The organism is Mycobacterium sp. 94-17, assembly GCF_035617725.1.
GTDB lineage: Bacteria > Actinomycetota > Actinomycetes > Mycobacteriales > Mycobacteriaceae > Mycobacterium.
The window spans coordinates 151,877-173,007 of sequence record NZ_JAPIYN010000002.1; the positions used below are offsets into that span (position 1 = coordinate 151,877).

Consider the following 21,131-nt stretch of genomic DNA (forward strand, 5'->3'; position numbering starts at 1 on the left):
CATCGTTGTCAAGACCGGACGAAAGGCAAGCCCCGTGGAACACGAGACCGAAACCGACACCCAGCTCGTCACCGAGACCCTGGTCGAAGAGGTGTCCATCGACGGCATGTGCGGGGTCTACTGACCGTGCCCGCGCCCGCGCAGGCGGCGACCTCGTTCGATCCTGACAGCGGCTGGCGACTGCACCCGCAGGTGGCGGTTCGGCCGGAGCCGTTCGGTGCGCTGCTGTATCACTTCGGTACCCGCAAGCTGTCGTTCCTGAAGAACCGCGTCATCCTCGACGTGGTGAAGTCGCTGGCCGACCATCCCGACGTCCGGTCCGCGTGCCGCGCGGCCGGAGTCGACGACGCCGCGCAGGCGCCCTATCTGCACGCGCTCGGCGTGCTCGTCGAGTCCCACATGCTGGTGCCCCTGGAGGACCATCAATGACAACAGCGGCCCCCGTACCCCGGCTCATCGAGCAGTTCGAGCACGGGCTGGACGCGCCCATCTGCCTGACGTGGGAGCTCACCTACGCCTGCAACCTGGCGTGCGTGCACTGCCTGTCGTCGTCGGGCAAGCGCGATCCGCGCGAGCTGTCCACCCGCCAATGCATGGACATCATCGATGAGCTGGAACGCATGCAGGTGTTCTACGTCAACATCGGTGGTGGGGAACCGACTGTGCGCCCGGACTTTTGGGAACTCGTGGACTACGCCACCCAGCACCACGTCGGCGTGAAGTTCTCCACCAACGGCGTGCGGATCACCCCGGAGGTGGCGGCACGGCTGGCGGCCAGCGACTACGTCGACGTCCAGATCTCGTTGGACGGGGCCACCGCCGAGGTCAACGACGCGGTCCGCGGGCCCGGCTCGTTCGCCATGGCGGTTCGGGCGCTGGAAAACCTGGCCGCCGCCGGATTCATGGACGCCAAGATCTCCGTGGTGGTCACCCGGCACAACGTCGACCAGCTCGACGAATTCGCCGCGCTGGCAAGCCGTTACGGTGCTACACTGCGGATCACCCGGCTCCGCCCGTCCGGGCGTGGGGCCGACGTCTGGGAAGAGCTGCACCCCACCGCCGACCAGCAGGTCCAGCTGTATGACTGGCTGGTGGCCAAGGGGGAGCGGGTGCTCACCGGCGACTCCTTCTTCCATCTGGCCCCGCTCGGCTCGTCGGGCGCGCTGGCCGGGCTGAACATGTGCGGCGCCGGCCGCGTCGTGTGCCTGATCGACCCGGTCGGCGACGTCTATGCCTGCCCGTTCGCCATCCACGACCGCTTCCTGGCCGGAAACGTGCTGGCGGACGGTGGTTTTGACAATGTGTGGAAGAACGCCCCGCTGTTTCGGGAACTGCGGGAACCGCAGTCCGCCGGCGCCTGCGGCAGCTGCGGGCATTACGACAGCTGTCGCGGCGGATGCATGGCCGCCAAATTCTTCACCGGCCTGCCGCTGGACGGACCGGACCCCGAGTGCGTCCAGGGTCACAGCGCGGCGGCGCTCGCCCACGACCGCGAGACACCGCGCCCCCGCGCCGACCACTCCCGCGGCACCCGCATCCGCCAACCGGTGCCGCTCACCCTGTCGTTGCGGCCGCCTGCGGTCACGCCGCCCGAGGTGCCGCCGGCCCGCATGTGCAACGAAAGCCCGGTGTGACCGTGGCCGACGCATGGTTCGAGACCGTCGCCATCGCGCAGCAACGCGCCAAGCGCCGGCTGCCGAAATCGGCATATTCGTCGCTGATTTCGGCCAGCGAAAGAGGCGTCACGGTCGCCGACAATGTGGCGGCTTTCAGCGAACTCGGATTCGCGCCGCACGTCATCGGTGCGCAGGAAAAGCGCGATTTGTCGACCAGCGTTATGGGACAAGAGATTTCACTGCCGGTACTGATCTCGCCAACGGGGGTGCAGGCGGTGCACCCCGAGGGTGAGGTGGCCGTGGCGCGGGCCGCCGCTGCCCGCGGCACCGCCATGGGGCTGTCTTCGTTCGCCAGTAAGCCGATCGAAGACGTCATCGCGGCGAACCCCAAGGTGTTCTTCCAGGTGTATTGGCTCGGCGACCGCGACGCGATCGCCGCGCGGGTCGAGCGCGCCCGCGCGGCCGGGGCCGTGGGCCTGATCGTCACCACCGACTGGAGCTTCTCGCACGGCCGCGACTGGGGCAGCCCGTCGATCCCGGAGAAGATGGATCTGCAAACGATCGTCAAGATGAGTCCGGAGGTCATCACCAAGCCGCGGTGGTTCCTGCAGTGGGCGAAGACCATGCGGCCGCCTGAGCTGCGCGTGCCCAACCAGGGCCGTCGCGGCGAGCCCGGCCCCCCGTTCTTTCAGGCCTACGGAGAGTGGATGGGCACCCCGCCGCCGACCTGGGAGGACATCGCCTGGCTCCGCGAACTATGGGGAGGCCCGTTCATGCTCAAGGGCGTGATGCGCGTCGATGACGCCAAAAGGGCGGTGGACGCCGGTGTTTCGGCCATCTCGGTGTCGAACCACGGTGGCAACAACCTGGACGGCACGCCGGCCTCGATCCGGGCCCTGCCTGCGGTGGCCGCGGCCGTCGGGGATCAGATCGAGGTGGTGCTCGACGGTGGCATCCGGCGCGGCAGCGACGTCGTCAAGGCCGTGGCGCTGGGAGCGCGCGCGGTGATGATCGGCCGGGCCTACCTGTGGGGGCTGGCGGCGGCCGGCCAACCGGGCGTGGAGAACGTGCTCGACATCCTGCGCGGCGGCATCGACTCGGCCCTGATGGGTCTGGGCCTCTCCTCGGTGCACGACCTCGGACCCGACCACATTCTGGTGCCGCCCGGTTTCACCCGGGCGCTGGGCTTGCCCCCGGGTAGCGCGTAGCAAAAGCCTGGGTATCCGGGCCGGAAATATCCGGATTTAACGATGTGTGCACGATTCCTGGTACGGGCGGGGTAACCGTGACGGACGAGTCCACAATTCGAACGCCCGATGAACGAGCCAGAAAAAAAGTTTTTTTCAAGCTCCAACAATTGGTGCACGGCAGGTGAATTCGTCCTACCATCACCGAGTGTCCGTACTCGGCGAATTGGGAACCGCGACGTCGAGCCAGCTATCAAAGATGTCGGCGTCGGTATTGGTTCCCCTGGGATCGACCGAGCAACACGGCCCGCACCTGCCCCTGGACACCGACACCCGGATCGCGACCGCGGTCGCCGGCGGCGCCGCACCGCGCGTCGGCCGTGACTGGCTGGTGGCGCCGGCCATCGCCTATGGCGCCAGCGGCGAGCACCAGAGCTTCCCGGGGACCGTCTCGCTCGGCACCGAGGCGCTGACGCTGCTGCTGGTCGAATACGGCAGGTCAGCGGCCGGCTGGGCCCGGCGCCTCGCCTTCGTCAACGGCCACGGCGGCAACGTTGCGGCGTGCGGCCGCGCGGTGGCCCTGTTGCGCGCCGAGGGCCGCGACGTCGGGTGGTGCCCCTGTCTGAGTGCCGGCGGCGACGCCCACGCCGGCCATACCGAAACATCGGTGTTGCTGCACATCTCGCCGGCCGAGGTGAGAACCGACCAATGGGTGCCCGGCAACCGGTCGCCACTGCCCGAGCTGATCGGGTCGATGCGCCGCGGGGGAGTCGCGGCGGTCAGCCCGGTCGGCGTGCTGGGCGACCCGACCACGGCCACCGCCGCCGAGGGCGAGCGGATCTTCACCGAGATGGTCGACGAGTGTGTCCGCCGGATCGCGCGGTGGCGGCCGGGGCCCGACGGGATGCTGATATGACCGCGCCGGCGAAGCGGCGCATATGACCGCCGCCCGGTTACCGAACGGGTTCGCCGTTCAGGTCGACCGCCGCGTGCGGGTGCTCGGTGACGGCTCGGCGCTGCTCGGCGGTTCGCCGACCCGGCTGCTCAAGCTGGCCCCGGCCGCGCAGGACATGCTCGCGGACGGCCGGCTGAAGGTGCGCGACGACCTCAGCGCCCAGCTCGCCCGCACCCTCCTGGACGCCACGGTGGCGCATCCGCGGCCAGCGGGTGGCCCGTCGCACCATGACGTGACAGTGGTGATCCCGGTGCGGGACAACGTTTCTGGCGTACGCCGCTTGGTGAGTTCACTGCGCGGCCTGCGGGTGATCGTGGTTGACGACGGCTCGTCCCCTCCCATCAATCCCGAGGACTTCGTCGGCGCGCACTGCGACATCGAGGTGCTGCGCCACCACCGCAGTAAGGGCCCGGCCGCGGCCCGCAACACCGGGCTGACGGCCTGCCGGACGGACTTCGTCGCCTTCCTGGACTCCGACGTCGCCCCACGGCGGGGCTGGCTGGAGGCCCTGCTGGGTCACTTCTGCGACCCCACCGTCGGCCTGGTCGCGCCCCGCATCGTCGGCCTGTCGCACAGCGAGAACGTGGTGGCGCGCTACGAGGCGGTGCACTCCTCGCTGGACCTCGGTGAGCGCGAGGCGCCGGTCCTGCCGCACAGCACGGTGTCCTATGTGCCCAGCGCCGCGATCATCTGCCGGTGCTCGGCGATCCGGGGTGTCGGCGGCTTCGACGAGACCCTGCAATCCGGTGAAGACGTCGACCTGTGCTGGCGCCTCATCGAGGCGGGTGCCCGGCTGCGCTACGAGCCGATCGCGCTGGTCGCCCACGACCACCGCACCGAGTTGCGGGATTGGCTTGCGCGCAAAGCGTTTTACGGTGGCTCGGCGGCTCCGCTGTCCGTCCGCCACCCGGACAAGACGGCGCCGGTGGTGATCTCCGGTTGGGCGCTCATGACGTGGATCCTGATGGCGTTCGGCTCCACCCTGTCGCGGCTGGTGTCCGTCGTCCTCGCCGTGCTGACCGGCCGCCGGATCGCGCGGGCGATGCGCAGCGCGGAGACGTCGATGACCGACGTCGCGATGATCGCGGGCCGCGGCCTGTGGTCTGCGGCGCTGCAGCTGGCGTCCGCGCTGTGCCGGCACTACTGGCCGTTGGCGTTGCTGGCCGCGACGATGTCCCGTCACTTCAGGCGCGTGGTGTTGATCGCGGCCGTCATGGACGGGGTGGTCGACTGGGTTCACCGCCGCGACGCCATCGGTGACGATGTCGAACCGATCGGGCTGCCGACCTATCTGGTGCTCAAGCGTGTCGACGACCTGGCGTACGGGCTCGGGTTGTGGTGGGGTGTGCTACGGGAGCGCAACGTGCGCGCCCTCAAACCCCAGATCCGGAGTTAAGCACCGCCTTGAGCACGGCCGCCTCGCACAGCGATGTGCTGATCGTCGGCGCCGGCAGTGCAGGATCGGTTGTTGCCGAACGTCTTTCCGCCGACCCGCACCGTACGGTGACCGTCCTGGAGGCCGGTCCCGCGCTCGATGACCCGGCACTGCTCGCGCTGACCGCCAACGGTTCGCAGTTGCCGATCGGCGCGGGCAGTCCGTTGGTCGCGCGCTACCAAACCCGCCTCACAGACGACCCCGTCCGTCAGCATCCCCTGGTGCGCGGCGCGACGGTAGGCGGATCGGGCGCGGTCAACGGTGGCTACTTCTGCCGCGGATTGCCGCGTGACTTCGATCGGATGGCCATCCCGGGCTGGGCATGGCCCGACGTTCTGGACAGCTTCCGCGCCATCGAGACCGACCTGGACTTCGCCGGCCCGGCGCACGGCGACAGCGGTCCCATCCGGGTGCGCCGCACGCGCGAAATGACCGGGACCACAGAGCGATTCATCGTCGCCGCCGAGCGCGCCGGATTCAGATGGGTCGCCGACCTCAACGACGGCGGACCGGAGCAGGCTTCGGGAATCGGCCCCGTCCCGCTCAACATCGTCGACGGTGTGCGCCGGGGCCCCGGAGCGGGCTACCTGATTCCGGCGCTGGGCCGGCCGAACCTCGACCTGCGGGCGCGGACCCGGGTTGCCCGGTTGCGTTTCGCGGGCACCGTTGCGGTGGGCGTCGAGGCGATCGGGGAGCACGGCCCGATGACGTTTGATGCCGACCGAATCGTGTTGTGTGCCGGCGCTATTGAGACGGCGCGCCTGCTCATGGCCTCGGGCATCGGCGATGAGCCGATGCTGACCACCGCCGGGGTGCCGGTGCTGGCGCCGTTGCCGGTGGGCGCGTCCTTCAGCGATCACGCCGAGTGGGTGCTGCCCACCGATTGGACCGTGGCGCCCGGACGTCCGGTGCTCGAAGTGGTGCTCAGCACCGACGACGGGCTCGAGATCAGGCCGTACACGGGCGGATTCGTGGCGATGACCGGCGACGGCACCGCCGGGCATGCCGACTGGCCGCACATCGGGGTGGCGCTGATGCGGCCGCGGGCGCGGGGGCGCATCACGCTGGTAGCCCCCGACCCGGACGTGCCGCCGCGCATCGAGCACCGCTACGACAGCGAGCCCGACGACGTGGCGGCGCTGCGCCGAGGCACCGAGCTGGCCCGCGAATTGTCCGGCGGCACAATCGATGCCGCGGCGGCGGTATGGTCAACCTCGCAACATCTGTGCGGCACCGCACCGATGGGCGCCGACGGCGACCCGCATGTCGTCGTCGACTCGCGGTGCCGGGTGCTCGGCATCGACAACCTGTGGGTGATCGACGGCTCGATCCTGCCCGCGATCACCGGCCGCGGCCCGCACGCCACGATCGTGATGATCGGGCACCGGGCCGCGGAGTTCGTTCACTGACGCCGGCCGGACAGCAACCTGCGCACCGGGCGTAGCTGGCGACCGTCGCGACCGGGCGCCCACAATCCGATCAGGACGGCGGCCACGGCGACGATCGCGGCCATCGTGATCGTGGAGGCGTGCAGGGCCGCCAGGAAGGCCGACTTGCTGATGTCGGCCAGCTCCCGGCCCTGGGGACCGAGCCTGCCGGCCACCTCGACGGCTTTCGCGAGCGAGTCGGTGGCTTCGGTACGCACCGGCGCGGGAAAGGCCGCCAGCCGGGGGGCGAGCTCGTGCGAGTAGCGGCCGGCCAGAACGGAACCGGCCACCGCGATGCCCAATGCACCGCCCATCTCGCGCGACGTGTCGTTCACCGCGGAGGCGACGCCCTGCTTCTCGTCGGGAACGGCGCCCATGATCGCCGACGTCGTGGGAGCCGTGCAGATCCCGATTCCGGTAGCCAGTACCAATGTGGGCCAAGCGAATTCGAAATACGTCGAGTACAGGTCCAGTCCGTACATGCACCCGAAACCGACTGCCATCAGCAGCGTGCCTACGAACAGCACCAACCGCAGACCCAGCTTGGGCACGTACCAGAACGACAGCGCCGAGCAGACGCCCAGCGGCACCATGAACGGCCCGAAGGCGCTCGCGGTCGCCAGCGCCGAGTAGCCCATGATCTGTTGCACGTATTGCATTCCGAGGTAGAAGAATCCGAACGTCGCGCCGAACAGGATGACGATCGCGCCGACGCCGGTGGCGAAATTGGGGTCGGCGAACAGCCGGACATCCAGCAGTGGTTGCCGCCCGCGTAACGCCAGGCGTAACTCGAGGGCGCCGAACGCCGCGGCCAGGACCGCGCCCGCGACGAGCCCGCCCCACACCACCGGGTCGCTCCAGCCGCGGCCGGGCGCTTCCAGGATGGCGGCCACCGCAATCGCGACCGCCGCGCCGATCAGCGCCGCCCCGCGCCAATCGATGCGGGGAGCATCGGTTTCGCGGGACGATGCGACCGTGCAGGCCAACGTGAAGATGACTAGCCCGGCGATACCCAGCGACCAGAAGATGGCGTGCCAGTCCCAAAAGCGAAGCAGCAGGCCGGAACCGAGCATTCCCAGGACACCGCCGGAACCGGCCGTCCCGGCCCAGATCCCAACGGCTTTGATGCGGTCGTCTTTTGGATACGCCACCGTCAGCAGCGAGAGCGTGGCGGGCATGACGAATGCGGCGCCGATCCCGGCCACGGCCCGGCCCGCGATCACCTGGCTCGGGTTGTGCAGCAGGGCCGGTGCGATCGAGCCGATCGAGAACACCAGCAGTCCGGTCAGCAGCGCACCGCGCCGGCCGTAGCGGTCGCCGAGCGCGCCGGCCGGCAGCAGCAGGCACGCCAGCGCCACCGTGTAGCCGTCGACGACCCAGTTCAGCTGCGATGCGGTGGCCGAGGTGGCCACCGCCAGGTCGCCGAGCGCGGTGTTCAGGGCCGTCATCGACGCCACCACCAGGGCTACGCCCGTGCAGGCGACGGCCAGCGTCCAGTTTCGCGCCCGGGAGCTATTGCCGATGCCGATCCCGTCAGTACGCTGGTCGGACCGGACGAGGGTTTCGACCATGCGATGCACCTCCTTGGCGGGGTGGAGTTTCGAGACCAACAGTCTTGTAGATAGACCGATGGTCTCGTTTTCAAACAGGAGGTGGGTCGCAATCAGCGACGGGACGTCCGATCCGCGACCCGCGAGGTCGCGGGCCAGGCTGCTGGAAGCCGCCGTCACCCTGTTGCGCGCCGGGGGTCCCAGCGCGGTGACCGTCGACGCCGTGACCCGCACCGCCAACGTCGCCAGGGCCACCCTGTATCGCCACTTCCCGAGCGGAAACGACCTACTGGCAGCGGCTTTCAACAGCCTGATTCCGGCATCGCCCACACCGCCGGCCGAGGGTTCACTGCGCGATCGTCTGGTCGCGGTGGTGCTGGCCCAGGCCGAATCCGTCGCCCAGGCGCCCACCCTGATGACCGCCATGTCCTGGCTCGCGCTGGGCCGCGATCTCGAGGGCCTGCCCGCGCCCCGGAACAGCCTCAACGCCGACAGCGTGGCCATCACCACCCTGCGTGAGCGCATCGCCCAGCAGTACGCCGAGCCCTTCGACGCCATCTTCGACAGCCCGGAGGCCGCTGAACTGGGGGAGGTGGACCGGTCGCGGGCGATCGCCCTGCTCATCGGCCCGCTGGTGCTGGGCCGCCTGTCCACGCTGCCCGATTTCGACTACTACCAATGCGCGCTGGCGGCCGTCGACGGCTTCTTACATGTGCAATGCGGCAGGACCGGCATCGCGGACATCGAATCGGCGGGGGCCTAGGGAGCCGACGATGACCGTCATCGGCCCGCTGACCAGCGCGTTTACCGCCCGCGGCCAGTTCCCTGGCGTCGGGCGCCGCGGAGACGGCCGCAGATCGCGGCCGAATTTTGCGCGGGCGACGATCTGAGGCATACTGTTCAGGTTGCCTTGAGCCGGGTTTGCGCCTGGTCGGGCATACGACCAGCGTCCAAACGGGCGCGTCCGGTCCCATCCTTTGAGAGCGACGAATTTCGATCGCGGATGAGGCTGCGTGAGGGTGACACGCCCGACCGCGGGGGTCGGTGGACCACGACAGGTAAACAGCGGCGCGATATCCGGCGCAACGCGCGACCGGCCCAGAGTTGGGCGGGCCGACCCGCACGCCGGGAGCACTGGGACACGGAGACAAGCCCGATTGCGGGCTTCATACAGGAGTGAAGGTAGGAGAAGCGTGGCGGGACAGAAGATCCGCATCAGGCTTAAGGCCTACGACCATGAGGCTATTGACGCGTCGGCGCGCAAGATCGTCGAGACCGTCGTCCGTACGGGTGCCAGCGTGGTAGGTCCGGTGCCGCTGCCGACTGAGAAGAACGTGTATTGCGTCATCCGCTCGCCGCACAAGTACAAGGACTCGCGCGAGCACTTCGAGATGCGCACCCACAAGCGGTTGATCGACATCCTCGACCCGACGCCGAAGACCGTCGACGCGCTGATGCGCATCGACCTTCCGGCCAGTGTCGACGTCAACATCCAGTAGGAGATCCAGAACAAATGGCGAGACAAGGCATTCTGGGCACCAAGCTGGGCATGACGCAGGTGTTCGACGAGAACAACAGGGTCGTGCCGGTGACGGTCGTCAAGGCCGGCCCGAACGTGGTGACCCGGATCCGTACCCCCGAGCGCGACGGCTACAGCGCCGTGCAGCTGGCCTACGGCGAGATCAGTCCCCGCAAGGTCAACAAGCCGGTGACCGGTCAGTACGCCGCCGCGGGCGTGAACCCGCGCCGGCACCTGGCCGAGCTCCGGTTGGACGACGAGGCCGCCGCGGCGGACTACGAAGTCGGCCAGGAGCTGACGGCGGAGATCTTCGCCGACGGCGCCTACGTCGACGTCACCGGCACCTCCAAGGGCAAGGGTTTCGCGGGCACCATGAAGCGCCACGGCTTCCGCGGCCAGGGCGCCAGCCACGGCGCGCAGGCGGTGCACCGCCGTCCGGGTTCCATCGGCGGCTGCGCCACCCCGTCCCGCGTGTTCAAGGGCACCCGCATGTCGGGCCGGATGGGTAGCGATCGGGTGACCGTGCAAAACCTGGTGGTGCACAAGGTCGATGCCGAGAACGGCGTGCTGCTGATCAAGGGTGCGGTCCCCGGCCGCACCGGCGGGCTCGTCGTGGTCCGCAGCGCTGTCAAACGAGGTGAGAAGTGATGGCAGAAAGCTCCAAGACGCTCAAGATCGACGTCAAGACGCCGGCCGGTAAGGTCGATGGCTCGGTCGAGCTGCCGGCCGAATTGTTCGACGCCCCGGCCAATATCGCGCTGATGCACCAGGTGGTCACGGCGCAGCGGGCGGCGGCGCGGCAGGGCACGCACTCGACCAAGACCCGCGGCGACGTCAGCGGTGGCGGCCGTAAGCCGTACCGGCAGAAGGGAACCGGCCGGGCCCGACAGGGTTCGACGCGGGCCCCGCAGTTCACCGGCGGTGGTGTCGTGCACGGCCCGAAGCCCCGCGACTACAGCCAGCGCACGCCCAAGAAGATGATCGCCGCGGCGTTGCGCGGCGCACTGTCCGACCGGGCGCGCAACGGCCGCATCCACGCGATCACCGAAGTGGTCTCGGGCCAGACGCCGTCGACCAAGAACGCCAGGGCGTTTTTGGGCACGCTGACCGACCGCAAGCAGGTTCTGGTCGTGATCGGCCGCAGCGACGAGGCCGGTGCCAAGAGCGTGCGCAACCTGCCGGGCGTGCACGTCCTGGCGCCCGACCAGCTCAACACCTACGACGTGCTGCGCTCCGACGACGTGGTGTTCAGCGTTGAGGCGCTGAACGCCTACATCGCGGCCAACACGGCCAAGTCCGAGGAGGTTTCGGCGTAGATGGCAACCATCACTGACCCCCGCGACATCATCCTGGGCCCGGTCATCTCGGAGAAGTCCTATTCGCTGCTCGACGACAACGTGTACACGTTTGTGGTGCACCCCGATTCGAACAAGACGCAGATCAAGATCGCTGTCGAGAAGATCTTCTCCGTCAAGGTCGCGTCGGTGAACACCGCGAACCGGCAAGGTAAGCGCAAGCGCACCAGGACCGGATTCGGCCAGCGCAAGAGCACCAAGCGGGCCATCGTCACGCTGGCGCCGGGTAGTAAGCCGATCGATCTGTTCGGGGCACCGGCCTAGCCGCCGCGAGAGGAAACCTGATTAGACATGGCAATTCGTAAGTACAAGCCGACGAGCCCCGGCCGTCGCGGTTCGAGCGTGTCCGACTTCTCCGAGGTCACTCGTTCCACCCCGGAGAAGTCGCTGGTGCGTCCGCTGCACGGCCACGGCGGGCGAAACGCACACGGCCGCATCACCACCCGCCACAAGGGTGGTGGCCACAAGCGCGCGTACCGGGTGATCGACTTCCGCCGCAACGACAAAGACGGCGTGAACGCCAAGGTCGCCCACATCGAATACGACCCCAACCGGACCGCCAACATCGCGTTGCTGCACTTCCTGGACGGCGAGAAGCGTTACATCATTGCGCCGCAGGGACTCTCGCAGGGCGACGTGGTGGAGTGCGGTCCGAACGCCGACATCAAGCCGGGCAACAACCTGCCGTTGCGCAACATCCCGGCCGGTACCGTGATCCACGCCGTGGAGCTGCGACCGGGCGGTGGCGCCAAGCTGGCGCGGTCGGCCGGATCGAGCATCCAGCTGCTCGGTAAAGAGGGCACCTACGCGTCGCTGCGCATGCCCAGCGGTGAGATCCGCCGCGTCGACGTGCGCTGCCGCGCCACGGTCGGCGAGGTCGGTAACGCCGAGCAGGCCAACATCAACTGGGGCAAGGCCGGCCGGATGCGCTGGAAGGGCAAGCGTCCCTCGGTGCGGGGTGTGGTCATGAACCCGGTGGACCACCCGCACGGTGGTGGTGAGGGTAAGACCTCCGGCGGTCGTCACCCGGTGAGCCCGTGGGGCAAGCCCGAGGGCCGCACCCGCCACCCGAACAAGGCCAGTAACAAGCTCATTGTCCGACGCCGGCGCACCGGCAAGAAGCACGGCCGGTAGGAGTAGCACATGCCACGCAGCCTGAAGAAGGGCCCGTTCGTCGACGACCATCTGCTGAAGAAGGTCGACGTGCAGAACGAGAAGAACACCAAACAGGTGATCAAGACATGGTCGCGGCGTTCGACGATCATTCCTGACTTCATCGGCCACACCTTCGCCGTCCACGACGGACGCAAGCACGTCCCGGTGTTCGTCACCGAGTCGATGGTCGGCCACAAACTTGGTGAATTCGCGCCCACCCGCACCTTCAAGGGACACATCAAGGACGACCGGAAGGCCAAACGGCGATGACCACAACGGAATTCCCATCGGCGGTGGCCAAAGCACGTTTCGTGCGGGTGTCGCCGAGAAAGGCGCGCCGGGTGATCGACCTGGTGCGCGGGCGATCGGTGGCCGACGCGCTCGACATCTTGCGCTGGGCGCCGCAGGCCGCCAGCGAGCCGGTGGCCAAGGTGATCGCCAGCGCCGCGGCCAACGCGCAGAACAACAACGGGCTCGACCCGACGACCCTGGTGGTGGCCACCGTCTACGCCGACGAGGGCCCCACCGCCAAGCGCATCCGCCCGCGCGCCCAGGGCCGCGCGTTCCGGATTCGCAAGCGCACCAGCCACATCACGGTCGTGGTGGAGAGCCGTCCGGGCAAGGACCAGCAGGCGAAGTCGTCGCGCGCGCGTCGTGCCGAGGGCAGCAAGGCCGCCGCGAAAGCACCCGCCAACAAGGCGCCCGCGAAGAAGACCGCCGCCAAGAAGGCGCCCGCCCAGAAGGCTTCTCCTTCTGCGGCCAAGAAAGCACCTGCCAAGACGTCTGAGACCTCTGACGCGAAGGGAGGCTCAGACTAGTGGGCCAGAAGATCAATCCGCACGGCTTCCGGCTGGGCATCACCACCGACTGGAAGTCACGCTGGTACGCCGACAAGCAGTACGCGGACTACGTCAAGGAAGACGTCGCGATCCGGCGGCTGCTCTCGACCGGCCTGGAGCGGGCCGGCATCGCCGACGTGGAGATCGAGCGGACCCGTGACCGGGTCCGCGTGGACATCCACACCGCGCGCCCGGGCATCGTGATCGGCCGTCGCGGCACCGAGGCCGACCGGATCCGCGCCGACCTGGAGAAGCTGACCGGCAAGCAGGTGCAGCTCAACATTCTCGAGGTCCGAAACCCGGAATCGCAGGCACAATTGGTGGCCCAGGGCGTCGCCGAGCAGCTGAGCAACCGCGTGGCTTTCCGCCGGGCGATGCGCAAGGCCATCCAGTCGGCGATGCGCCAGCCCAACGTCAAGGGCATCCGGGTGCAGTGCTCGGGACGTCTCGGCGGCGCCGAGATGAGCCGTTCGGAGTTCTACCGCGAGGGCCGGGTGCCGCTGCACACGCTGCGCGCCGACATCGACTACGGGCTGTACGAGGCCAAGACCACCTTCGGCCGGATCGGCGTGAAGGTGTGGATCTACAAGGGCGACATCGTCGGTGGCAAGCGCGAATTGGCCGCCGCCCCGGCGGGCGCCGAGCGCTCGCGCCGTGAACGTCCGTCGGGCACCCGTCCGCGTCGCAGTGGCGCGTCGGGCACCACGGCCACCGGCACCGAGGCCGGCCGCGCGGCCGCGAGCGCCGACGAGGGCGCCGGAGCCGCGGCGCAGTCCGCACCCGCTGCAGAACCACCAAGCACGGAGAGCTGAATCATGTTGATCCCCCGCAGGGTTAAACACCGCAAGCAGCACCACCCCCGCCAGCGCGGCATCGCCAGTGGCGGCACGGCGGTGAACTTCGGTGACTACGGCATCCAGGCTCTGGAGCACGCCTACGTCACCAACCGGCAGATCGAGTCCGCTCGTATCGCCATCAACCGGCACATCAAGCGTGGCGGCAAGGTGTGGATCAACGTCTTCCCCGACCGGCCGCTGACCAAGAAGCCCGCCGAAACCCGGATGGGTTCGGGTAAGGGTTCGCCGGAGTGGTGGGTCGTCAACGTAAAGCCGGGCCGGGTGCTGTTCGAACTCAGCTACCCCAACGAGCAGATCGCTCGGGCGGCGCTGACCCGCGCAATCCACAAGCTGCCGATCAAGGCACGCATCGTGACTCGAGAGGATCAGTTCTGATGGCAGTCGGAACCTCGCCTGGCGAACTGCGTGAGCTCACCGAGGATGAGCTGACGGAGCGCTTGCGCGAATCCAAGGAAGAGCTTTTCAATCTGCGTTTCCAGATGGCGACCGGACAGCTCACCAACAACCGCCGGCTCCGCACGGTGCGTCAGGAGATCGCGCGCGTCTACACCGTGCTGCGCGAACGAGAACTGGGCTTGGCCAGCGGGCCCGACGGTAAGGAATCGTGATGGCAGAAGCCAAGAAGGCCGCCCCGAAGAAGGCCGCCGCAAAAGAAGCCGTGTCGAAAGACGGTAATGCCAAAGGCCCCAAGCACACTCCGGCCAACCCGAAGGTGCGGGGCCGCCGCAAGGTGCGCATCGGCTACGTGGTGAGCGACAAGATGCAGAAGACCATCGTGGTCGAGCTCGAAGACCGCGTGCGTCACCCGCTGTACGGCAAGATCATCCGGACCACCACCAAGGTCAAGGCGCACGACGAGAACAGCACCGCCGGCATCGGCGACCGCGTCTCGCTGATGGAGACCCGCCCGACGTCGGCGACCAAGCGTTGGCGGCTCGTCGAAATCCTGGAAAAGGCGAAGTAAACCCCTCGCGGTAGCAGCACCACCACGCCCGGGCCCCGGGTGTAGTCTTCACGCACGTTCGGCAAGTCCGCTACGAGAGTGAGGCTGACGATGGTCGCTGGGTCGGGGCAGAGCGGGGAGCCGCGGTTCAGCGGCAAGATCGAGCTCGACATCCGGGATTCCGAACCGGACTGGGGGCCCTACGCCGCGCCGACCGCGCCCGAGAACGCGCCCAACGTCCTGTACCTGGTGTGGGACGACACCGGCATCGCGACCTGGGACTGCTTCGGCGGCCTGGTCGAGATGCCCGCCATGTCGCGCATCGCGCAGCGCGGCATCCGGCTCTCGCAATTCCACACCACGGCGCTGTGCTCGCCGACCCGGGCGTCGCTGCTCACCGGCCGCAACGCCACGACCGTCGGCATGGCCACCATCGAGGAGTTCACCGAGGGTTTCCCCAACTCCAACGGCCGCATCCCGTTCGAAACCGGGTTGCTCTCCGAGGTTCTCGCCGAACGGGGATACAACACCTACTGCGTGGGCAAGTGGCACCTGACGCCCCTCGAGGAATCGAACCTCGCCGCGACGAGGCGGCACTGGCCGACCTCGCGCGGCTTCGAACGGTTCTACGGGTTCATGGGCGGCGAGACCGATCAGTGGTATCCGGACCTCGTCTACGACAACCACCCGGTGGCTCCGCCGGCCACCCCGGAGGACGGCTACCACCTCTCCAAAGACCTCGCGGACAAAGCGATCGAATTCATCCGCGACGCGAAAGTGATTGCGCCCGAGAAGCCTTGGTTCTCCTACGTCTGTCCGGGCGCCGGGCACGCGCCGCACCACGTGTTCAAAGAATGGGCGGACCGCTACGCCGGCAAGTTCGACATGGGCTACGAGCGCTACCGCGAGGTGGTGCTGGAGCGGCAGAAGTCGCTGGGTATCGTGCCGTCCGACACCGAATTATCACCGGTCAACCCGTATCTCGACGTGAAGGGGCCGGGCGGTGAGCCGTGGCCGCTGCAGGACACGGTGCGGCCCTGGGATTCGCTGAGCGACGAAGAGAAGAGGCTGTTCTCCCGGATGGCCGAAGTGTTCGCCGGGTTCCTGAGCTACACCGACGCCCAGATCGGCCGAATTCTGGACTATCTCGAGGAATCGGGCCAGCTGGACGACACCATCGTCGTGGTGATCTCCGACAACGGCGCCAGCGGCGAGGGCGGCCCGAACGGATCGGTCAACGAGGGCAAGTTCTTCAACGGCTACATCGACACCGTCGAGGAGAGCATGAAGCTGTTCGAACACCTCGGCGGCCCCGAGACCTACAACCATTACCCGATCGGGTGGGCGATGGCGTTCAACACGCCCTACAAGCTGTACAAGCGCTACGCCTCCCATGAGGGCGGCATCGCCGACACCGCAATCATCTCGTGGCCCAACGGAATTGCCGCACACGGGGAAGTCCGCGACAACTACGTCAACGTCTGCGACATCACCCCGACCGTCTACGACCTGCTGGGCATGACGCCGCCGGAAACCGTGAAGGGTATCGCCCAGAAGCCGCTGGACGGTGTGAGCTTCAAGGCGGCCCTTGATGATCCGGGCGCCGAGACCCAGAAGAGCACCCAGTTCTACACCATGCTGGGGACCCGCGGCATCTGGCATCGGGGCTGGTTCGCCAACACCGTGCACGCGGCCACGCCGGCCGGCTGGTCGCATTTCGACGCCGACCGCTGGGAACTGTTCCACATCGAAGCCGACCGCAGCCAGTGCCACGACCTGGCCGCCGAAAACCCGGACAAACTCGAAGAACTCAAGGCGCTGTGGTTTTCGGAGGCGGCCAAGTACAACGGCCTGCCGCTGTCGGATCTCAACCTGCTGGAGACCCTGACGCGGACGCGTCCCTATCTGGTTAGCGACCGCAACAGCTACATCTACTATCCCGACTGCGCCGACGTGGGCATCGGTGCGGCCGCCGAAATCCGGGGCAGGTCGTTCTCGGTGCTGGCCGAGGTGACCGTCGACACCACCGGCGCCGAGGGTGTGCTGTTCAAACAGGGCGGCGCGCATGGTGGACATGTTCTGTTCATCCAGGACGGCCGCCTGCATTACGTGTACAACTTCCTCGGCGAGCGCCAGCAGGAGGTGGCCTCGTCCGACGCCGTACCGCTGGGCAGACATCTGTTCGGCGCCAGCTATTCCCGCACTGGGACGGTCGAGAACAGCCACACGCCGCTGGGCGACGTCACGCTGTTCATCGACGACAAGGTGGTCGGCACGCTGACCGGGGTGATCACCCACCCCGGTACGTTCGGCCTGGCGGGTGCCGGTATCACGGTCGGTCGCAACGGCGGGTCGGGCGTCTCCAGCCGCTACAAGGCGCCGTTCGTGTTCACCGGCGGCACCATCACCCACGTCACCATCGACCTGTCCGGTCGTCCCTACGTGGAAGTGGAAACCGAGATCGCGCTTGCCTTTTCGCGGGATTGACCCGCCGCCCGACGAAAGGTGCCGATTCCGCCATCGGCTCGGCCAACCGGCGGGCGGATGAAATCGTGATCGTTATTCGCTGAAATGTGTGAACCGCGCTGCTAGCATCACGCTGCGTGATGCCTCAATGACCGCCGGGCCGCCGGCACCTCCGGCGCAGACCGGTGCGCGAGGACGCCAGCTCGCGATCGCGTTCGGGATCGTCGCCTCCCTCATCGTCATCTACGTGCTGTCGCTGATCGCCGTGCACCTGTTGGCCAAGTCGGCGCCCCCGTTGCCCGCGGTGGACCTGAGCAAGGTCGAGGCCGAGGACAGCGTCGTGCAGGTCCGACTCGAGAAGCTGGACACCGTCGCAAACCGGTTGACGGTGAATGTGCTCGTCTACCCCAAAGACACGTTGTACGACAAGAACTTCGGCGTGTTGACGAGCGACGCGGCGGTGCGGCTGTATCCCGACAACGACCTGGGTGATCTGCAATACCCGGTTGGAAAAGCGCCCGCACAGGTCAGCACCACCATCGAGGCGCACGGCGATCCCGCGAACTGGCCGTTCGATACGTACCGAACCGGGGTCATCTCCGCCGACGTGTTCACCGGGTCCGGCGCCAACAAGGAGAAGACGGCGGCCCGGGTCGAGGCAACCGGGAGCCTGGACGGGTGGGACGCCACCGTAACCCGCGTCCACGACGCCGACGAGAACAACCCAGATCTCAAGGATGACTTGGTGATTACGCTGCACCGGGCCAAGGGGCAGCTGATCTTCGACGTCGGTATCTGCCTGGTCCTGATCTCGCTGCCGGTCCTGGCGTTGTGGGTCGCCATTCCCGTGGCGCTGGGCAGGACGTCGTTCCTGCCGCCGCTGACCACGTGGTACGCCGCAATGCTTTTCGCGATTGTCCCGCTGCGCAACATCCTGCCGGGCAGCCCGCCGTACGGCTCGTGGGTCGACCAGGCCATCGTGCTGTGGGTGTTGATCGGGCTGGTCACCGCGCTGACGCTGTTCCTGGTCGGCTGGTGGCGACAACGCGATCGAAAAACGCCTACCCGCACCTGAATTCGCTCATTCGGATTTCGGGGCGTCCACCGAGCTGATCGCGTCGACGGCGCTGGAAACCCTGGCCTGAAAGTCGGGCGACAACGGAATGTCGCCGTTCCTGGCCAGTTCGACCTGACCGGGTCCGATGGCCGCCTGAAGAAAAGCCTTGACCGCGTTCGCCATGTCAAATGTGGGGTACTTGGAGCAGACGATCTCGTAAGTCGCCAACACGATCGGGTAGACGTCGGGCTGGGCGGGGTTGTAGAACGACGACAGGTCGAGCACCAGATCGTTGCCGGCACCGATGATCCTGGCGCCCTTGATGGTCTTGCCGACCGTGTCGGTGCCGATCCGGACGGGGCGCAACGACCTGGGACTGGCCGGCGTCTTGATCTCGGCGGCGAACAGCCCTTGCTGGAGCGCGAACGACAACTCGTTGTAACCGATCGCTCCCTCGGTGCTCTTCACGGCGGCCGCGATGCCGGTGTTGCCGACGGCGCCGCTACCCACACCGCCGTTGAAGGTCTTGCCCGCACCCTTGCCCCACGCTCCGCCGGAGGCGGACTGCAGATAGGCCTGGAAGTTATCGGTGGTGCCCGAGCCGTCGCTGCGGTAGATGACGTGGATGTCCTCGGGCGGCATGGAGGCGTTGAGCAAGGCCAGGGCCGGGTCGTCCCATCGCGTGATGGTGCCGTTGAAGATCTTGGCCAGCGTGGGCGCGTCGAGCACCAAGGAGTCGACGGCGGACAGGTTGTAGGTGATGGCCAGTGGGCCGAACACCACCGGCAGGTTCCAGGCGTCGGCACCGCCGCACCGATTTCTGGCGGTGGCGTATTGGTCACCCGACAGCGGTATGTCCGATCCGGCGAAATCCGTTCTGCCGGCGAGGAAGTCGGCGATACCGTTGCCCGACCCGTTGGCGGTGTACTTCAAGGTTTGCCCGGTGCAGGCCGTGACATAGGCGTCGATGAACCGGGTCATCGCGTTGGCTTGCGCGGTCGAGCCGCTGGCCGTCAGGTTTTGCTTGCCGCCGCAGTCGACCTTGGCCCCGGCCGTATACGGCAGGCTCGCGGACGCGTCGCTGCATGCCGAGACCAACATGGCGGCGGCCGCCAAAGCGGCGGTGGCCCGTGCCGAACGATTGCGCTTCACACCCGACATCTACCGCCACTGGCTTAACAGGCAAACAAACTGCGGATGAACGGGTGCGCCAAGCGGCGCACGCTCGGACGTTTGCGCGGTTGGCTGGGCGTGCTTTCACCGAGCCTCCGAAATGGTTTCGCTGGGCCGCCGGGCGGCGCTGGGCCCACGGGTGAGAATCACCTAAACATGATCAATTCTTTAAGAACCTCCGTGACGACCAGGAGTTCGCTAGCATCCGTTCTCGAGTGTTCGACATGCCCACGGAGGTGTTGACCGATGACCCACCAAGCGCCTGCCCTGGCTCTTGCCGTGGCCATCCAAATTGCCTTGGGGCGCAGAAAATTTGTGCCGCCATTCGTGACGTGGTTCGCCGCGATGCTGTTCGCCGTCATCCCTATCCGTAACTTCCTTCCGGGTGCGCCACCGCCAGGGGCGTGGATCGACCAGGTCCTGGTGCTCTGGGTGTTGATCGCGCTCGTCGCGGCGATGGCTCTGTACATGCTCACGTGGTACAGACAATCCGACTAGGGGCCCGTCATACCCTGATGGGGTGCGCAGCGAACTGGTCGACCTCCCGGGCGGGTCCTTCCGCATGGGCTCGACTAGCTTCTACCCCGAAGAGGCGCCGATTCACACTGTGACGGTGGCTCGGATTGCGGTGGAGCGGCATCCGGTGACCAACGCGCAATTCGCCGAATTCGTCGACACCACCGGTTACGTGACGGTGGCCGAGCAGCCGATCGACCCGGCGCTGTACCCGGGGGCGAACCCCAGCGAATTGAGCCCGGGCGCAATGGTTTTCCGGCCCACGCCAGGGCCGGTCGATCTGCGCGACTGGCGACAGTGGTGGCAGTGGGTGCCGGGGGCGAGCTGGCGCCACCCGTTCGGGCCTGACAGCGATGTGGCGGACCGCGGCGATCATCCAGTGGTGCAGGTGGCGTATCCGGACGCGATTGCCTATGCGCGCTGGGCCGGGCGGCGGCTGCCCACCGAGGCGGAGTGGGAGTACGCGGCCCGGGGCGGGTCGACAACGACGTACTCGTGGGGCGACGAGGCCACCAGCGATGGCCGGCTGATGGCCAACACGTGGCAGGGCAGCTTCCCGTACCGCAACGACGGGGCGTCCGGCTGGGTGGGAACGTCGCCGGTTGGCACGTTCGCTCCCAACGCATTTGGGCTCGTCGACATGATCGGCAATGTGTGGGAGTGGACGGCCACCGAGTTCGCCGCGCATCACCGGCTCGACCAGCCGCCCAAGTCCTGCTGTACCCCGTCGGGTCCCGCCGATCCGTCCGTCAACCAGACGTTGAAGGGCGGCAGCCACCTGTGCGCGCCGGAGTACTGCCACCGCTACCGTCCGGCGGCCCGATCGCCGCAATCACAGGACTCCGCGACGACGCACATCGGGTTTCGCTGCGTGGCGGACCCACGACCGGGCTAGCAAAAGCTGTCGCAGCGCGTAGGCCGGCCGATCGCGGGGCGTGCCGACCGGTGAAGTCTAACGGGGCATGTCCGGTGGGCGTCTGGCGCCTGTTATGTTTCTGGACAGGGGATTTCGCCGCGCATCCGGCCCCGTCATTCGCTAACATCTGACGACGTGCCACCCTGCTCCGGCCCGACTTCGCCA

The 21,131-nt window shown here is 67.7% G+C and carries 24 protein-coding genes and 1 pseudogene; 23 read left to right on the forward strand and 2 right to left on the reverse strand.

The features are described 5' to 3' along the window. The first annotated feature begins 34 nt into the window (after nt 1-34). The 7 genes from mftA to mftG all read left to right on the forward strand — a co-directional run bounded on the left by mftA (nt 35) and on the right by mftG (nt 6,602). On the forward strand, nt 35-124 hold the full coding sequence (gene mftA, locus OQ789_RS03570) for a mycofactocin precursor MftA (protein ID WP_324683563.1): 90 nt from the start codon (nt 35-37) through the stop codon (nt 122-124). Continuing rightward, nucleotides 109-429, forward strand: coding sequence for a mycofactocin biosynthesis chaperone MftB (gene mftB, locus OQ789_RS03575; RefSeq protein WP_324683564.1), 321 nt, complete (start codon nt 109-111; stop codon nt 427-429). The genes mftA and mftB overlap by 16 nt, the downstream gene beginning before the upstream one ends. Then, nucleotides 426-1,634 (forward strand): mycofactocin radical SAM maturase, encoded by a 1,209-nt coding sequence (gene mftC, locus OQ789_RS03580; protein ID WP_324683566.1) that lies wholly within the window; start codon nt 426-428, stop codon nt 1,632-1,634. The genes mftB and mftC overlap by 4 nt, the downstream gene beginning before the upstream one ends. A 2-nt stretch (nt 1,635-1,636) precedes the next feature. Then, the gene (gene mftD, locus OQ789_RS03585) at nt 1,637-2,824 is read left to right on the forward strand and encodes a pre-mycofactocin synthase MftD (protein WP_324683836.1); all 1,188 of its coding nucleotides are present in this window, start codon (nt 1,637-1,639) and stop codon (nt 2,822-2,824) included. 163 nt (nt 2,825-2,987) lie between these two features. Then, a complete protein-coding gene (gene mftE, locus OQ789_RS03590; protein ID WP_324683568.1) occupies nt 2,988-3,719 on the forward strand; it encodes a mycofactocin biosynthesis peptidyl-dipeptidase MftE in 732 nt (243 codons plus the stop codon). A gap of 22 nt (nt 3,720-3,741) precedes the next feature. Next, nucleotides 3,742-5,154: a mycofactocin biosynthesis glycosyltransferase MftF gene (gene mftF / locus OQ789_RS03595; RefSeq protein WP_324683570.1), complete on the forward strand. Its 1,413-nt coding sequence runs from the start codon at nt 3,742-3,744 to the stop codon at nt 5,152-5,154. Between the two features lie 8 nt (nt 5,155-5,162). Beyond that, entirely contained in the window at nt 5,163-6,602 is a 1,440-nt protein-coding gene (gene mftG / locus OQ789_RS03600; protein ID WP_324683571.1) for a mycofactocin system GMC family oxidoreductase MftG, read from the forward strand. On the opposite strand, the gene OQ789_RS03605 is transcribed toward mftG, so the two are convergent. Continuing rightward, entirely contained in the window at nt 6,596-8,191 is a 1,596-nt protein-coding gene (locus OQ789_RS03605; RefSeq protein WP_324683572.1) for an MFS transporter, read from the reverse strand. The genes mftG and OQ789_RS03605 overlap by 7 nt on opposite strands. Nucleotides 8,192-8,249: 58 nt before the next feature. On the opposite strand from OQ789_RS03605, the gene OQ789_RS03610 reads away from it, so the two are divergent. The 14 genes from OQ789_RS03610 (at nt 8,250) to OQ789_RS03675 (ending at nt 18,379) form a co-directional block, all read left to right on the forward strand. Beyond that, the gene (locus OQ789_RS03610) at nt 8,250-8,933 is read left to right on the forward strand and encodes a helix-turn-helix domain-containing protein (RefSeq protein ID WP_324683573.1); all 684 of its coding nucleotides are present in this window, start codon (nt 8,250-8,252) and stop codon (nt 8,931-8,933) included. A gap of 430 nt (nt 8,934-9,363) precedes the next feature. After that, a complete protein-coding gene (rpsJ, locus tag OQ789_RS03615) occupies nt 9,364-9,669 on the forward strand; it encodes a 30S ribosomal protein S10 (RefSeq protein WP_003873519.1) in 306 nt (101 codons plus the stop codon). Between the two features lie 14 nt (nt 9,670-9,683). Continuing rightward, on the forward strand, nt 9,684-10,337 hold the full coding sequence (rplC, locus tag OQ789_RS03620) for a 50S ribosomal protein L3 (RefSeq protein ID WP_324683575.1): 654 nt from the start codon (nt 9,684-9,686) through the stop codon (nt 10,335-10,337). Beyond that, entirely contained in the window at nt 10,337-11,005 is a 669-nt protein-coding gene (gene rplD, locus OQ789_RS03625) for a 50S ribosomal protein L4 (RefSeq protein WP_420716028.1), read from the forward strand. Before rplC ends, rplD begins: the two co-directional genes overlap by 1 nt. Continuing rightward, nucleotides 11,006-11,308 (forward strand): 50S ribosomal protein L23, encoded by a 303-nt coding sequence (gene rplW, locus OQ789_RS03630; RefSeq protein ID WP_324683578.1) that lies wholly within the window; start codon nt 11,006-11,008, stop codon nt 11,306-11,308. Nucleotides 11,309-11,335: 27 nt separating this feature from the next. Next, the gene (gene rplB / locus OQ789_RS03635; protein WP_007773586.1) at nt 11,336-12,178 is read left to right on the forward strand and encodes a 50S ribosomal protein L2; all 843 of its coding nucleotides are present in this window, start codon (nt 11,336-11,338) and stop codon (nt 12,176-12,178) included. Between the two features lie 9 nt (nt 12,179-12,187). Further along, nucleotides 12,188-12,469, forward strand: a complete 282-nt coding sequence (gene rpsS, locus OQ789_RS03640) for a 30S ribosomal protein S19 (RefSeq protein WP_006245110.1) — start codon at nt 12,188-12,190, stop codon at nt 12,467-12,469. Next, on the forward strand, nt 12,466-13,017 hold the full coding sequence (gene rplV, locus OQ789_RS03645; RefSeq protein ID WP_324683581.1) for a 50S ribosomal protein L22: 552 nt from the start codon (nt 12,466-12,468) through the stop codon (nt 13,015-13,017). Before rpsS ends, rplV begins: the two co-directional genes overlap by 4 nt. After that, complete coding sequence (gene rpsC, locus OQ789_RS03650; RefSeq protein ID WP_324683582.1) at nt 13,017-13,850, forward strand: 30S ribosomal protein S3; 834 nt, start codon at nt 13,017-13,019, stop codon at nt 13,848-13,850. The genes rplV and rpsC overlap by 1 nt, the downstream gene beginning before the upstream one ends. A gap of 3 nt (nt 13,851-13,853) precedes the next feature. Beyond that, the gene (rplP, locus tag OQ789_RS03655) at nt 13,854-14,270 is read left to right on the forward strand and encodes a 50S ribosomal protein L16 (protein ID WP_008260803.1); all 417 of its coding nucleotides are present in this window, start codon (nt 13,854-13,856) and stop codon (nt 14,268-14,270) included. Continuing rightward, nucleotides 14,270-14,503 carry a 50S ribosomal protein L29 gene (rpmC, locus tag OQ789_RS03660; RefSeq protein ID WP_324683584.1) on the forward strand — a complete coding sequence of 78 codons (234 nt, stop codon included), beginning with the start codon at nt 14,270-14,272 and terminating at the stop codon, nt 14,501-14,503. Before rplP ends, rpmC begins: the two co-directional genes overlap by 1 nt. Further along, the gene (gene rpsQ / locus OQ789_RS03665) at nt 14,503-14,859 is read left to right on the forward strand and encodes a 30S ribosomal protein S17 (protein ID WP_324683586.1); all 357 of its coding nucleotides are present in this window, start codon (nt 14,503-14,505) and stop codon (nt 14,857-14,859) included. Before rpmC ends, rpsQ begins: the two co-directional genes overlap by 1 nt. A 90-nt stretch (nt 14,860-14,949) precedes the next feature. Further along, nucleotides 14,950-17,325, forward strand: a complete 2,376-nt coding sequence (locus tag OQ789_RS03670; protein WP_324683588.1) for an arylsulfatase — start codon at nt 14,950-14,952, stop codon at nt 17,323-17,325. Nucleotides 17,326-17,452: 127 nt separating this feature from the next. Then, the gene (locus OQ789_RS03675) at nt 17,453-18,379 is read left to right on the forward strand and encodes a DUF4436 domain-containing protein (protein ID WP_324683838.1); all 927 of its coding nucleotides are present in this window, start codon (nt 17,453-17,455) and stop codon (nt 18,377-18,379) included. Nucleotides 18,380-18,385: 6 nt separating this feature from the next. Here the strand turns inward: OQ789_RS03675 and pstS are convergent, their stop codons facing one another. Beyond that, nucleotides 18,386-19,513, reverse strand: a complete 1,128-nt coding sequence (gene pstS, locus OQ789_RS03680; RefSeq protein WP_420716029.1) for a phosphate ABC transporter substrate-binding protein PstS — start codon at nt 19,511-19,513, stop codon at nt 18,386-18,388. Between the two features lie 282 nt (nt 19,514-19,795). Between pstS and OQ789_RS03685 the strand changes: the two are divergent. Together OQ789_RS03685 and OQ789_RS03690 are read left to right on the forward strand one after the other, a co-directional pair. After that, nucleotides 19,796-20,032: pseudogene (locus OQ789_RS03685) on the forward strand (DUF4436 family protein); the annotation flags it as partial. Nucleotides 20,033-20,054: 22 nt separating this feature from the next. Further along, entirely contained in the window at nt 20,055-20,945 is an 891-nt protein-coding gene (locus tag OQ789_RS03690) for a formylglycine-generating enzyme family protein (protein WP_324683590.1), read from the forward strand. Nucleotides 20,946-21,131: the final 186 nt, after the last annotated feature.